This is a genomic window from Salinicola sp. MIT1003 (assembly GCF_001858555.1).
In the GTDB taxonomy this organism is placed as follows: domain Bacteria; phylum Pseudomonadota; class Gammaproteobacteria; order Pseudomonadales; family Halomonadaceae; genus Salinicola; species Salinicola salarius.
The window spans coordinates 78,024-92,383 of sequence record NZ_MCAP01000059.1; the positions used below are offsets into that span (position 1 = coordinate 78,024).

General features: G+C 64.8%; 10 protein-coding genes. 1 reads left to right on the forward strand and 9 read right to left on the reverse strand.

The features are described 5' to 3' along the window. Positions 1-63 precede the first annotated feature (63 nt). Positions 64-768 (reverse strand): HAD-IA family hydrolase, encoded by a 705-nt coding sequence (locus tag BC443_RS17040; RefSeq protein WP_247643321.1) that lies wholly within the window; start codon positions 766-768, stop codon positions 64-66. After that, on the reverse strand, positions 758-1,705 hold the full coding sequence (locus BC443_RS17045) for an RluA family pseudouridine synthase (RefSeq protein WP_071233066.1): 948 nt from the start codon (positions 1,703-1,705) through the stop codon (positions 758-760). The genes BC443_RS17040 and BC443_RS17045 overlap by 11 nt, the downstream gene beginning before the upstream one ends. A 780-nt stretch (positions 1,706-2,485) precedes the next feature. Here BC443_RS17045 and rne point away from each other — a divergent pair. Next, positions 2,486-6,088, forward strand: coding sequence for a ribonuclease E (gene rne / locus BC443_RS17050; protein ID WP_071233067.1), 3,603 nt, complete (start codon positions 2,486-2,488; stop codon positions 6,086-6,088). A 151-nt stretch (positions 6,089-6,239) separates the two neighbouring features. Here rne and murB read toward each other — a convergent pair whose 3' ends face one another. The 7 genes from murB to BC443_RS17085 form a co-directional block, all read right to left on the reverse strand. Continuing rightward, positions 6,240-7,280, reverse strand: a complete 1,041-nt coding sequence (gene murB / locus BC443_RS17055; protein ID WP_071233068.1) for a UDP-N-acetylmuramate dehydrogenase — start codon at positions 7,278-7,280, stop codon at positions 6,240-6,242. Then, positions 7,280-7,774, reverse strand: coding sequence for a low molecular weight protein-tyrosine-phosphatase (locus BC443_RS17060; RefSeq protein WP_071233069.1), 495 nt, complete (start codon positions 7,772-7,774; stop codon positions 7,280-7,282). The genes murB and BC443_RS17060 overlap by 1 nt, the downstream gene beginning before the upstream one ends. Further along, a complete protein-coding gene (kdsB, locus tag BC443_RS17065; protein ID WP_071233071.1) occupies positions 7,771-8,559 on the reverse strand; it encodes a 3-deoxy-manno-octulosonate cytidylyltransferase in 789 nt (262 codons plus the stop codon). Before kdsB ends, BC443_RS17060 begins: the two co-directional genes overlap by 4 nt. Next, positions 8,556-8,756 (reverse strand): Trm112 family protein, encoded by a 201-nt coding sequence (locus BC443_RS17070; RefSeq protein WP_170835899.1) that lies wholly within the window; start codon positions 8,754-8,756, stop codon positions 8,556-8,558. Before BC443_RS17070 ends, kdsB begins: the two co-directional genes overlap by 4 nt. A gap of 361 nt (positions 8,757-9,117) precedes the next feature. Continuing rightward, positions 9,118-10,131, reverse strand: coding sequence for a tetraacyldisaccharide 4'-kinase (gene lpxK, locus BC443_RS17075; RefSeq protein WP_071233075.1), 1,014 nt, complete (start codon positions 10,129-10,131; stop codon positions 9,118-9,120). Then, positions 10,128-11,867, reverse strand: coding sequence for a lipid A export permease/ATP-binding protein MsbA (msbA, locus tag BC443_RS17080; RefSeq protein ID WP_071233077.1), 1,740 nt, complete (start codon positions 11,865-11,867; stop codon positions 10,128-10,130). The genes lpxK and msbA overlap by 4 nt, the downstream gene beginning before the upstream one ends. Before the next feature lie 115 nt (positions 11,868-11,982). After that, positions 11,983-14,349 carry a DNA internalization-related competence protein ComEC/Rec2 gene (locus BC443_RS17085; RefSeq protein WP_247643322.1) on the reverse strand — a complete coding sequence of 789 codons (2,367 nt, stop codon included), beginning with the start codon at positions 14,347-14,349 and terminating at the stop codon, positions 11,983-11,985. Between the last annotated feature and the right edge of the window lie 11 nt (positions 14,350-14,360).

A 14,360-nucleotide genomic window follows, 5' to 3' on the forward strand; every position in this document is an offset into this window, starting at 1 on the left:
GGCGACCCGGCATCCGTCATGCCGGCGGGATCAGGTATCGCCTCGATACCGACAACGACGCTCTCAAGCCAGCAGCCACTCGACGACCGATGAAAAGTCGTCGGCAACGAATTGCGGCTCGCTACGCATCAGCCGCTGACGCTCGTGAACGCCGTAGGTCACCGCGACGCGATCCATGCCGATGGCCCTGGCCATCTCCAGATCATATTCGGTATCCCCGACCATGACCGCCTCGGCCACCGGCACGCCACACTCCGCCACCAGCTCTTCCAGCATCAGAGGATGCGGCTTGGAGCGGGTGAGATCGGCGGTGCGGCTGGCAACGAACCAGCTACCGCAGGATTCGTGACCGAAGACACGATCCAGCCCGCGGCGACTTTTCCCGGTCGCGACCGCCAGCCGGCATGCAGCATCATCCCGCAAGCGCCGGATACCCTCGGCTACGCCGGGAAAGAATGGCGTCGGTATCCGATCGACGGCCCGAAACTGGTGACCATAGGCTTCGCGCAACCGATCCTGCTCCGAAAGCGTCACGCCCGGAAACAGTACGGCGACCGCCTCGGGCAGCCCTAGCCCGATAATGTCGCGAACGGCAGCATCATCCGGCACCGGCCATTGCAGTTCACGCGCAGCGGCCTGCATGCAGGCGACGATACGCGCCGCGGAATCCATCAGAGTGCCATCCCAGTCGAAGATGACCAGCGAATAACGGCAGCGCCGGGACGCCTGGCCCGGCAGCATTTCGACCGCGCTCGTTTCAACCGCCATGACGGGCACGCTCCAGCACCTTTTCCAATCCCGGTTCCAGCGGCGCTCTCGCCTGCACCAGACGGCCGGTCTTGGGGTCAGGAAAAGTCAGCGTCAGCGCATGGAGGAACAGCCGATCCAGGCGCAGGGAGCGTGCAAGATAGGCTCCCTCGGCGCTGCCGTACTTGTCGTCGCCTAGCAGCGGGTGACCGGCATGAGCGGCATGAACACGAATCTGATGAGTGCGACCAGTGACCGGCTCCGCCTCGACCAGCGTGACCTTCGGGAACGTTTCCCGCACGGCGAAGCGCGTCCGCGACACCTTGCCGCCATCATCCACCCGCACTCGTCGCTCGCCGTTACCGGCGTCATAGCGTTCCAGCCGCGCACTGACGTAATCGCGACGCGCCGGCCAGCGCCCCTGGACCAGCGCCAGATAGCCCTTCTCCATGCGACGCTCGCGCAGCGCGGTGTTGAGAGACAGCAGCGATTCACGATTCTTCGCCAGCAGCAGACAGCCCGAGGTATCGCGGTCGAGACGATGAACGAGCTCAAGAAAATCCAGGTCTTCCCGCACCTGGCGCAGCGCCTCGATCAGTCCGATCTTGACCCCGCTCCCGCCATGTACCGCCAGCCCGGAAGGCTTGTTGATCACCAGCCAGTCAGGGCCTTCGATGACGACACTGCCGGCCAGCAGGTTACGCAGGCTTTCGCTGGCTTCCTTGACGGCGCTTTCCGGCGCCAGCCGCAACGGCGGCACACGGACGACATCGCCGGCCTGGACGCGATAATCCGCCTTGATGCGCTTCTTGTTGACGCGCACCTCGCCCTTGCGAACGATGCGGTAGATCAACGACTTCGGCGCCCCCTTGAGCCGCGTGCGCAAGAAATTGTCGATTCGCTGCCCATGCTGCGACTCGCTGACCTCGATGAACTGAACTTCCTGGCCTTCGGCCATGCTTGACTCCCCCCGACAGCGCTCCATGGCGACACCCGCGCGCCGCCGGGCGCCATTCTAACGCACCGCACCGGCAGCGCGAGCTCAATTGCCGCTGCCTCGGCATTACTGTTATATTGCGAGCTCACTCGGTGGGCTCTGCCCATTCAGGCGCCAGCCACTGGATACGCTGGCCGAAGTGAAAAAATGTCTCGATCTTCCAGAGAGTTAACGAAGCCTACCGCTCACGGCTGCTGGAATGATCAAAACACGTTTGGAACGCCAGACCCTCGACTCGACGGCGCGACTGACAGTCTCAGCTCGCCAGACTCGCGGGAAAATCCACAGGTACCAGTGGAAGGCGTCGCCGAACCGAACAATGCCAAGTGATATAGACGGCAGTCTGCAGGACCGGATGCGCCAACGAAAAAGCGCACCGTGACATGTCCTGCCACCGTTTCGTACTCGACCCATGTTCGTGTAGCACCCGATAAAAGCAGGTAACGACAGCAAAGATGTAATGGCAATGAGCAGGCACGTTACTGGGCTCGACGAGCGTCGACTCGAACTCGCATCAATGGGCATTTCGTGCCACGTGACAAGCGATTTTCGGACCTCCTCCTCGAGTCCCTGACGCGGGTTTCGCACGTGTTGCACGTTGAACCCGTTCTGACACACGCCGCGCTTGTTTGCCCTGCCGGGTCGCTCCACCCATGTGCGCGAGCACAGCACGACCGCTAGCGGTTCGTCGTCGCCGATTGCAGCACGCCTTCCACCGGCACGCTCAATTAGCGAGACCGTATGAAAAGAATGCTCATCAACGCGACACAGCCCGAAGAGCTGCGCGTCGCACTCGTCGATGGACAACGCCTTTACGACCTGGACATCGAATCCGGTGCCCGGGAGCAGAAGAAAGCCAACATCTATCGAGGCAAGATCACTCGCGTCGAACCCAGCCTGGAAGCGGCCTTCGTCGACTTCGGCGCGGAACGTCACGGTTTCCTGCCGCTCAAGGAGATCTCTCGCGAGTACTTCTCCAAGGAGCCGTCAGGCCGGCCGAACATCAAGGAAGTCCTGAAGGAAGGCCAGGAAGTCATCGTCCAGGTCGACAAGGAAGAACGCGGCAACAAGGGCGCGGCGCTGACGACCTTCGTCAGCCTGGCCGGCCGCTTTCTGGTCCTGATGCCCAACAATCCTCGCGCCGGCGGCATCTCTCGTCGTATCGAGGGTGAAGAGCGCAGCCAGCTCAAGGAGGCCATGGGCCAACTGACGCTTCCCGACAAGATGGGCGTCATCGTGCGCACTGCGGGTATCGGCCGCTCGCCGGAAGAGCTGCAGTGGGACCTCGACTACCTGGCGCAAGTGTGGGACGCCATCACGACCGAAGCGGTCAAGCGGCCGGCCCCCTTCCTGATCTACCGCGAGTCGAACGTCATCATTCGCGCCATGCGCGACTACCTGCGCCAGGATATCGGCGAGGTGCTGATCGACAGCAAGGACGTGCATGAAGAAGCCCTCAGCTTCATTCGCCAGGTCATGCCGTCCTACCAGCAAAAGATCAAGTTCTACACCGACGACGTACCGCTGTTCTCGCGCTTCCAGATCGAATCCCAGATCGAGACGGCCTATCAGCGCGAAGTCAAACTGCCCTCCGGTGGCTCGGTCGTCATCGATCACACCGAAGCGCTGGTTTCCATCGACATCAACTCGGCACGCGCCACCCGCGGCGCCGATATCGAAGAGACCGCCCTGCAGACCAACCTGGAAGCGTCCGACGAGATCGCCCGCCAGCTGCGTCTACGGGATATCGGCGGTCTGGTCGTCATCGACTTCATCGACATGTCGCCCGCGCGCAATCAGCGCGAAGTCGAGAATCGCGTGCGTGATGCACTCAAGCTCGACCGCGCACGCGTCCAGATCGGCCGCATCTCGCGCTTCGGCCTGATGGAAATGTCGCGCCAGCGTCTGCGCCCTTCTCTCGGCGAGACCAGCGGCGTCGTCTGCCCCCGCTGTGATGGTCAGGGCACCATCCGCGACGTACGTTCCATTGCACTGTCGATCCTGCGCCTGATCGAAGAAGAGGCAATGAAGGAGCGCAGCGCCCAGATTCGCGCCATCCTGCCGGTACCCGTGGCGACCTATCTGCTCAACGAGAAGCGCAACGTGCTCTCCGACATCGAGCGCCGCCAGGGCGTCAAGGTTCTGCTGTTGCCGAATCCGGAAATGGATACGCCGCACTACGAAGTCCAGCGTTTCCGCGATGATCACGTTTCCGAAGACGGCGACGACACCAAGTCGAGCTTCGAACTTTCCGTCGACAGCGAACTGCTCAAGGAGCCGGAGACGACGCTCGCCAAGCCGATTCAGCGCACTCAGGCCGCCGTGCAGACCGTTCAGCACACCGCACCTGCCCCGGACTCGCTCCACCAGGAGCCGGAGAAGGCCCCGGAAGTACCGAGTGCACCCAGTGCGCCGACGCCGTCCACCGCGACTTCTCAGCAGGGTCAGAGTTCCGGCGGCCTGCTGCAGCTCTTCCGTGGTCTGTTCGGACGTCACCGTGCCGACGAAGAAGTTTCGAAGCCGAATGGCACAGCCAGCCAGCGAGGCCAAAGCGCCAATAGCGGCGGCCAATCGACGAGCACGCCCCGTGGCGGCGCCAGCGGCAGCAACGGCGCGAGCAATTCACGCCCGTCGCGCTCGCCTTCCCAGAAGAACGATCGTGACGGCGGCGCCAAGCGCAACGACGGCAATGCCAAAACCGCCGACAACGCTCGTAGCGACAGCAGCTCCCGGAATGACGGCAACGGTCGCAACGACAACGGCAATCGGCAAGGCAATAACCGCCGGCGCCGCAGCCAGGACGACCGTCAGGGCCAGCCTCGTCAGCCGCGCCAGGATAATCGGCAGGAGAGCCGGCCGGATAACCGCAGTAGCGACAAGGTCGAAAAAGCCGACAAGGCCGAAAAAGCCGATAAAACAGCTAACGATCGGCGTAACGACACCTCGAAGCCCGACAGCAGCAAGCCGTCCAGCGACGTCAAGCCTTCGCGCACCGAGACCCGCGAGACGGCACCAGCCGCCGCGACGGAAGCCGTCGACAGCAAGCCGAAGCGCACGCGCAACAATCCGCGCAATCGCTCGCGCAAGCATGCGCTGAATCCGGCGGCGGTCGAAGAGCAGCAGCGTCTGCAAGCCGAGGCGCCGACGGATACCAGCGCGGCCGAGGCAGCGACACCGACCGCAGCCGACGACTCGGTCGAAGCCAAGGCCAAGGCAGCCGAAGCCAAGGCAGCCGAAGCCAAGACGGCCGGCGAGGCAAAGACGGCTGCTGAGCCCAAGGCAACCGGTGAAGCCAAGGCGACCGACGAGGCGAAGACGAACGTCGAGACCAAGGCCTCCACGGCACCGCAGCCGTCGGTACAGGACGACAAGCCCACGGCCACGCCCGCGGCTCCCAAGGCAGATACGAATGCGGATACGAAGCCTGTTGAGCAGCCGGCCGGGAAGCCGGTAGCTGCCGAAAAGCCACTGGCCGCCGAGAAGCCCCAGGCTGACCAGACCGACACGGCGCCGAGCAAGACTGCCCAGCGGCAGGAAGCAGACGCCGGCAAGGCGGACGCCACCCCGACCGCCAGCCAGCCGACGAGCGCAGCCGCCGATGTTGCCGAGACGACGGCGGAATCCGCCGAGCGTCCCGCGGAAGCGCCTGCCACGCCGCCAAGCGACGGTAAGCCCGATGTCGCGACCAGGATGACCGCTGACGACGCCAAACCCGAAGGTCCCCGCCAGGAGGCAACGGCGGCACAAGCGAGCGAATCCTCTTCGTCGGAGACGCCAGCCGAGCCCAAGCCGGCGCAATCTCGCGAAGAATCGTCTCGTCAGAAGCGTGATCGTACGCCGCAGCCGGAAAAGGCGGCATCCTCGGCCGCTGGCAGCATATCGAACGCCGACGTACCGGCGGCGGCCGCTGCAGGCATAATTCCTGGCGAGACGAACGAGCCGGTTGCGAAGGCGAAGTCAGCGGCCGAGCGCGAAGCTGGCGTAGAAAAGGCCCAGGAAGCGCCAGCAACGCCGGTTGCAGGCACGACCGTGCTGTCGTCTGTTGTGTCGACTTCATCCAAGGCCCAGGAGCAGGCACCGGCTTCCGAGACCGCCAGCGCCGCAGCACCCGAGCCGGCGACACCGGACACGGCATCCAGCCAGGTCGAAGCCGGCGACCACCAAGCGGCAGATGCGACACCCGACAACGCTGAATCCAGCGAGTCTGCGTCGGCAGCCAAGACGCCGAGTGCCGACGCTTCCGGCGAAGAAGGCAGCAGCGAGCCACGTCGGCCACGTCGTCGTCGGGCCCATAACGACCCGCGTGAAAAGCGTCGTCGCGAGTCCGGCCAGAACGATAGCTGATCGGTCACGACAGCTGCCGTAGAAAGCGAAAAGCCCAGACAATATTGTCTGGGCTTTTTCTTGGCCGCTTGCCAGCGTCTGTCTCGGGAGACTAGCGGCTTGTCTCGAGGGCGTTACCTCTCTCGGCCATTTTGCTCTGTCATCACGCTCGCTACCCGGCCGAGCGCTCCCCGACCCAGCGCGGCTCGCGCTCCAGCGCCACCTCGAACCGGGCATGAACGACCTCAACGATCTGGTCGGCAAAGGCCAATAGCCCTTCCAGCGTCCCGCCGCCGAAGTGGACCAGCACCAAGGCCTGGCGATCATGAACGCCAAAACTGCCTTGCCGGTACCCTTTCAGTCCACACTGATCGATCAGCCAACCTGCGGCCAGCTTCACCCGCCCATCCGGCTGCGGATAGTGCGGCATCGACGGCATCCGTGACAGCAGGCGAGACGCCTGGGCCTCGGAGACGAACGGGTTCTTGAAAAAGCTGCCGGCATTGGGCGTACGTGCAGGATCGGGCAGCTTCTCACGACGTATGGCGCAGACGGCCGTGAAGACATCCCGCGCGCTTGCAGGCGCGGTCACATGCTCACTCAGCGCCCCGTAATCGAGCTTGGGCGCGGGACGCGAGGAGAGCGTCAGACCAAGCCGGGTAATGACGACCTGATTCGCCAGCTCGCGCTTGAACACACTATCGCGATAGCCCAGCTCGCAAGCCTCGCGATCCAGGCGATGCCGCCTGCCGTCCCGCCGGTCCACGAGCTCGACCCAATCCAGCACGTCGGCGATCTCGACACCATACGCGCCGATATTCTGGATCGGCGCAGCGCCGGCCAATCCGGGAATCAAGGCAAGATTCTCGATTCCCCATAGCTCGCGCTCGACACAGGATTCGACCAGCGCGTGCCAGCCGACCCCGGCACCGACTTCGACATGAACCGCATCGCCGCGACCCGACGCGAACGACACGTCTTCGAGATCCGCACGCAGCGTGAGCCCCTCGATACGGCGTGGCAACAGCACATTGCTGCCGCCGCCCAGCACCGTCATCTCCCACCCATGCTCGTTGGCCAATTGCAGCCCCTGCACGACCTCACCTTCGGTCCGGGCGCGCCAGAAACGCGCTGCCCGGCTGGGTAACGCCAGCGTATTGGCATCGGAGAGATCATGATCGACCTCCAGACCGTCAACCTCGGCTTCCCGCATCAGAGGATACCCAGCCGCTGACGCAACGATGCCACGAGCCCTTCCACGGCGTCTTCCAATTGGTCCAATACCTGCTGAAACCCGGCTTCGCCGCCGAAATAGGGGTCCGGCACATCCTCATCGGGCTGCCCGGCGTAATGCAGCAAGCGCGATACGCGAGCCCGGCTGCCAGCCGGCTGCAGCGCGAGCGCGCCCTCGAGATTGTCGCTGTCCATCACCAGGACCTCGTCGAACCGCTCGAAGTCCTCGGCGGTCAGCTGGCGCCCGCGCAATTCACGAAGGTCGATGCCCCGGTCGGTGGCGGCCCGGAGCGCGCGCGGGTCCGGCGGCTGGCCCACGTGCCAGGCGCCGGTACCACAGGAGTCCACCGCCACGCGGTCAGCGATACCTTCATCTTCCAGTCGCTTCCTCAGCATGCCTTCGGCCGTCGGCGAACGGCAGATATTGCCCATGCAGACGAACAGGATTCGCCATTCGGGACGCGAATCGCTCATGCCTCGCTCCGCTTCTCGTCACTTAGTCGCGCAAAATGCTGACGCACGCGCTCCAGGTCCTCCAGCGTGTCGACACCGCCAGGCAGCGACGACGTGACCGTTGCCACCTGAATGAGATGACCGTGCTGCAGCGCTCTCAACTGTTCGAGCTGTTCGAGCTGCTCCAGCGGTGCCGGCTGCCAATTGACATACTCGGCCAGGAATCCGGCGCGATAGGCGTAGAGACCGATATGGCGCAACCAGGCATCCGTCTCCAGCAGCGTCGGCGGCTGCGTCTTCCAGGCGTTGCGATCCCAGGGAATCGGCGCCCTCGAGAAATAGAGCGCCCGCCCCGTCAGGTCGGTGACGACCTTGACCACGTTCGGGTTGAACAGCGTATCCACGTCATGGATCGGCTCGGCCAGCGTCGATACTGACGCCCGGCCGTCCGCCGCGAGCCGCGCGGCGACACGGTCGATCGCGCTGGCCGGCAGCAGCGGCTCGTCACCCTGCACGTTGACGACAATGGTCTCGTCAGGCAATTGCAGCCTGGCGGCCACTTCGGCCAGCCGATCGGTGCCCGAAGGGTGATCATCGCGAGTCATCACCACCTCGGCGCCGAATGCCCGGGCGGCCTGCTCGATGCGGGCATCGTCGGTCGCGATCACGACGCGCGAGGCGCCGCTGTCATTGGCTCTCATCCACACGTGCTGGACCATGGGCAAGCCATCGATGTCCATCAGCGGCTTGCCCGGGAGGCGGCTGGACCCATACCGAGCCGGAATCACCACCACGAAATCATTCATGGTGCCGGCGCTGCCTTGCCGAGCTTCTCCTCGGTCGACATCACACGGGCTTCGTTTTCCAGCATCACCGGGATCCCATCCCGAATCGGATAGGCCAGCCCGCTGACCGAACTCTTGAGCTCCTGACGCTCGCGATCGTAGGTCAGTTCACTGTGGCTGACCGGACAGATCAGCATTGCCATCAATTCCTTATCCATGATTCTTCCTTATCAACGATGCCTGTGTACGCCACCACGAGCCAGACGAAAACGACCCGCGGAAATCTGCGACCATGATCGCGCCATCGACGCCTGCATGCCAGAGGGGCTTTCATTCAAGAAGGACTTCCATGCCAGAGGGGCTTCCATTCAAGAAGGACTTCCATGCCAGTGAGGCTTACATGGCAGAGAAGAGAGGATATCTAGGCACTGTCTGAAAAGTACTGCGCGCGCCCATGCGGCGTTAAAAATCGGCTGGAGCGCCAGCCCGGTCAAAATGCTCATTTACACCCCGCAAACTCCGCGCTTTCGCCGATTTTTGCCTTGCCTGGCCTTCGCTCGTCGACTTTTCAGACAGCACCTAGGATCGCGCCCAACCCTCGACTCGCTCGGCCCACCACTCGGCGAAGGCCGGTTCGGGTGCTGCCTCGACATCCAGCACCCAGCAACGGTCGTCGGCGAAGCCGGTACATTTGACCGCATCCTTCGCGGTCATGACCACGACTCTCGGGGCAGCGGGCAAATCGGCGACGGAAAACTGATGATGATCGCCGAACGCGATCCCTTCATGAGGCACGCCCAGCGCCTCGAGCGTGTCGAAGAATCGTTGCGGATGCCCGATTCCCGCCAGTGCCGCAACGGGGCGATCGAGCCCGAACGGCGGCTGCTCGACCGAGTAGCGCTCGCCGCTGATCAGGTGGCGCCACGCCGTCGGCACGAGGGTCATCGAAAAGCGCGGGACGCCTTCACCGTCGGTGCTGGCAAGCGATGCCGTACCGCCGTTGCCGATCAGCGCGTCGGCGTCGGCCAGGCGCTGCAACGGTTCCCGCAAGGGGCCTCGCGGCAGGCAGTGGCGATTGCCGAATCCTCGCACGCCGTCGACGACGACCAGTTCCAGCGATCGCCCCAGGGCGTAGTGCTGCAGACCGTCGTCGGCGATCAGAATGTTGCAACGGGAATGTTCGGTGAGCCAGCGTGCCGCCCGCGGCCGATCGGGATCGACGGCCAGCGGCGCGCCGGTCTGCTGTGCCAGCATCAACGGTTCGTCACCGCTCAGCGCCACGGGCGTCTGGCTCGTCACCGCCAGCGGATAGGATGGGGCCTTGCCGCCGTACCCCCGAGAGACGATGCCCGGCCGCCAGCCATTGTCCGTCAGCCAGCGCACCAGCCAGGCAACCAGCGGCGATTTGCCGGTGCCACCCACCGACAGATTGCCCACGACGACCACCGGGACCGGCGGCTGCCAGACCTCGCGACGACCTTCGCGGTAGGCCTCTTGGCGACGCACGACGATCTGTCGGTAAAGCGCTTCCAGCGGCGCCAGCAGCGTCAGCCATCGCGATCCGCGATACCAGGCGCGCTCGATCGGCGTCACGCCTCCTCCTGGAACTGCAGCTGGTAAAGGGAGGCGTAGGCGCCACCCTTTTCCAGCAGCTCGGCGTGGGTGCCGCTCTCGATGAGATTGCCCTGATCCATCACCGCAATGCGATCGGCGCGCTCGATGGTCGACAGGCGGTGGGCGATGACAAACGTGGTGCGGTCACGACAGACGACTTCCAGCGCCCGCTGGATGTAGCGCTCGGATTCGGTATCCAGCGCCGAGGTCGCCTCGTCCAGAATCAGTACCGGCGCATCCTTGAAGATGGCTCGCGCGATCGCCAGACGCTGGCGCTGGCCACCGGAAAGCATGACCCCGTTGTCGCCGACCAGCGTGTCGTACCCTTTCGGCAGTTGTTCGATGAACTCGTGCGCGTAGGCGGCCCGCGCCGCGGATTCGACCTGCTCGCGACTGGCATCGGGCACGCCGTAGGCGATGTTGTCGGCGATCGTGGTGTTGAACAACGTCACCTGCTGGGAGACCAGCCCGATCTGCTGGCGCAGCGGCGACAGCTGGTACTCCTGGATATCGATATCGTCGATCAGAATGCGTCCGGCGGTTGGTTGGTAGAACCGCGGCAGCAATCCCATCAGGGTCGACTTGCCGCTTCCCGAACGCCCCACGATCGCGACCATCTGGCCTGCGGGCACGTCCAGATCGATGCCCTTGAGCACTTCCGGCTGATCTTCGTCATAGGCAAACCGCACGCCTTCGAAACGTACGCGCCCTTCCAGGCGAGTCGGCAGGTACTCGCCCTCGTCCTTCTCGGTCGGCCGACTCAGCAGACCAAAGAGCTCCTGCGAGGCCGAGAGCCCTTTCTGGATGATGCTGTTGACGTCGGTCAGCGACCGGATGGGCTTGGCCATCAGGGACGCGGCGGTGATGAAGGCGACGAACTCCCCGGGCGTCATCGCATTCATCAGCTCCGGCGCCATCGCCAGCCACACGAGCCCCGCCAGCGCCAGCGCCACCAGCAGCTGAATGACCGGCGTGCTGGTCGCCTTGGTCATCGCCTCCTTGATGCTCTGCTCACGGTTGTAGTTGCTCGCGGCTTCGAAGCGGCGTTTCTCGTACTCTTCCGCCCCGTGTGTGCGCACCACCCGATAACCGGTCAGCGCCTCGGAGGCGACGTGCGTCACGTCACCCATGGAATTCTGGATGCGCCGCGAGATCTTGCGGAAACGCTTGCTGGTGTAGCGCACCACGAGCCCGATCAGCGGCGTGACGCCCATGAAAATCAGCGTCAGCAACCAGTTGGTCCAGAACAGATAGCCGATCAGACCGATCACGAACAGGCCTTCCCGCAGGATGATCGTGATCGCGTTGGTGGCCGCCCCCGTCACCTGCTCGACGTGATAGGTCACTCGCGAAATGAGATGACCGCTGGAGTGCATGTCGAAGAAGCGACCGGGCAGGTGCAGCATGTGGTTGAAGACGTTGCAGCGCAATTTGTGCACCACGTTACGCGCCACGTTGCTCATGAAGTAGGTGCCCAGGAAGGTACCGATGCCGCGAGCCGCGAACATGCCGATCACGAACAGTGGCAGAAAGTAGCGAAAGGCGGCATCCGGCTGCTGAATCCCGTCGATCAGCCGCTTCATCATCTCCGCCAGTGCCGTGCTCGAGGCGGCATAGATGGCATAGCCGACCACGGCGAGGGCGAAGGAACGCCATTCCACGCGGACGTATTCTAGGAGACGTCGATAGAGCGCCAGACTGGAAGCTTGTGACACGGTAACTCCGTTCGACTGGAAAAGGGTCTGGCTCCCGGCGCTGCGCCTGCCGCGCGGGCGAGGCGTCGAGCAAGCGGTATCGATGCCGGCTCGTCATCGTGCAGCGCGGGCGCTTTCAGGGGCTGGATTCTACCCCAACATCCCCGCCATCGACAGCCAGCCGACGCTCCCAACCGGGATGACGCTGTGCGTGAACGTCCCGCGTGGACGGGGTCAGCGTGACCCGGACAGCGCCATCATAGGCAGTATTCCAGACCCGGCTGCCGGCGTCGATGAACCGCTGGACGACAGAGGGCGCCGGGTGACCGAACGGGTTGCCGCGGCCGCTGCTGAAGATGACCTCGGCGGGCCGCGTCGCCGCCACCAGCGCCTGGGACGAACTGGTGGCACTGCCGTGATGACCGGCCACCAGCACGTCGAGCCGGCGATGTTCGAGCGGCCCGCTCGCGAGTGTCTCGACGAACTCGCGCTCCCGATTCACCCCGGCATCACCGGTAATCAGAACATGGCGCTTGCCCTGAGTGACCAGCAATACGCAGGAACGGTCATTGGCATTCGCGGCAATATCGCCGACAGGCGGGGACAGGAACCGCCAGGAGACGCCTTCGTCCCGCCAGCCGCCGCCTGCCTCGCAAGGCCGCGATGGCAACTGCAGATCGTTGCCGCGGGGCGCCCACCAGCGCTCGACCCGATGATCCTGGCGCAGCGCGGCGATACCGCCCGAATGGTCGGTGTCGCTATGCGTGACGATGACATCGTCGAATCGCTGCCCGGCGGGCCACAGCAGGCTGGCCGGCATGAAGCCCGATCCGAAGCGCGGCCCGGTGTCGACCAGCACGCGTCGGTCACGTGTCTGAAGTTCGACCAGTTGCCCCTGCCCGACATCATAGACCGTGATGACCAATTCCCCCCGGTCCAGGCTGGGCGGCCGAAGCAGCAGCACCAGAACCAGCAGCGACGGGCAGGCCCACGCTCGCGTCAGTCGTGTCACGCCCGGCAGCAGCCAGAGCAGCCCCCACAGCAGCAGCGCGACAGCGGTCGGCCAGCGCCACCAGGGGCTTGGCGTCCAGAGCGGCAGACTGTCGGCGGCCTGCGCGAGGACACCAGCCAACCCATTGGCCAACTGATCGAAGGGCCACCAGGCCCAACCGGCCAACGTCGGCCAGATCGCGAACAGCCAGCCGACGAATCCCAGCGGCACCATCAGGCTGCTCACGAGCGGAACCGCGACCAGGTTGATCAACGGCGCCAGCGGCGACAACCGTCCGAAGGCGAGCAATACCGCCGCTGCCATGATCGGGGCCAGCAGCCACTGACTGCGCAGCAGCGCGAGACACCACCCCCGCCCTCCCGAAGGTCGGGGCCGGCCCGACCAGGCGAGGATCAACACGGCAACCGCCGCGAACGACAGCCAGAGCCCGGGACGCCACGGCGCCAGCGGGTCGGCAACCACCACGAGCCCCAGCGCCAGCCACCAGGCCTGCCACCAGCCGGGCGCATGACGACCGCTCGCCGCCCACAGGCCGATTGCAGCCATGATCGCTGCCCGTACCGCCGGTGGCTCGAAGCCCGCCAATCCCGCGTAGGCGAAGGCCGCCAGCCCGGCTCCCAGCCACGGCCAGGATGTCATCCGCCAGGACAACGGCTGCACCCGACGCGCCACGCGCCTCAACAGCCACAGGCAGAGCGCTGCCACGAGACCGATGTGGAGCCCCGAGATGACCATCAGGTGGGTCGTGCCGGTCGCGTTCAGCAAGTCCCAGTCACCGTCGTCGAGACGCTCGCCGGCGCCCAGCGTCAAGGCCGCCAGCCAGCGTTTGCCCAGCGGCGAGATGTCGGCGTCGTCCAGTCGATCCAGGGCGGCCTGCCGTAGAGAAAAAAGAGCAGTGGCCATCCGCTTCGGCGAGTCGTCGCGGACGTAACCCAGCGCCTGTATCCCTTCGCGCCAGAGCCAACCGCCGTAATCGAAGGTATCCGGATTGGCGAATCCCAGCGGCTGACGCAGACGGGCGGTCAGTTGCCAGCGCTCTCCCTCGTGGAGCGCAGGCGCGTTATACCAGGACAGCCGCAGTTGGGTGCTGGCAGGACAGACGTCGCCGGAAGCCCTGGGGCGACAGGAATCCACCTCGAAGCGAAAGCGCGTCCGACGCGGATCGACATCCAGCGCATGGATTCGGCCCGTCAGCCTGAAGTCGTGGCCGGCGAGCGATGCCGGAAATTCTCCCGCACGCTGCTGGCCAACCTGATGCGCGCAGCTCAGGAAAGCCAGAACCGTCAGCGCGCCCCACAGCGAGCGTCGCCACAGCGCAACCGCCAGCAGCGAGGCGGCGGTCGTGACAGACAGGATTCCGAACAGCGACTCCCCACCCCCGCTTCGATACCCGACGAACGAGCCGGCTAGCGCCGCCAGTGCCAGTGGCATCGCCCAGCCGGGGCGTCTCGCCAGCACGGCGACCCGACTCGCGGCATCAGTCGCTATCAACGTCGGCATTC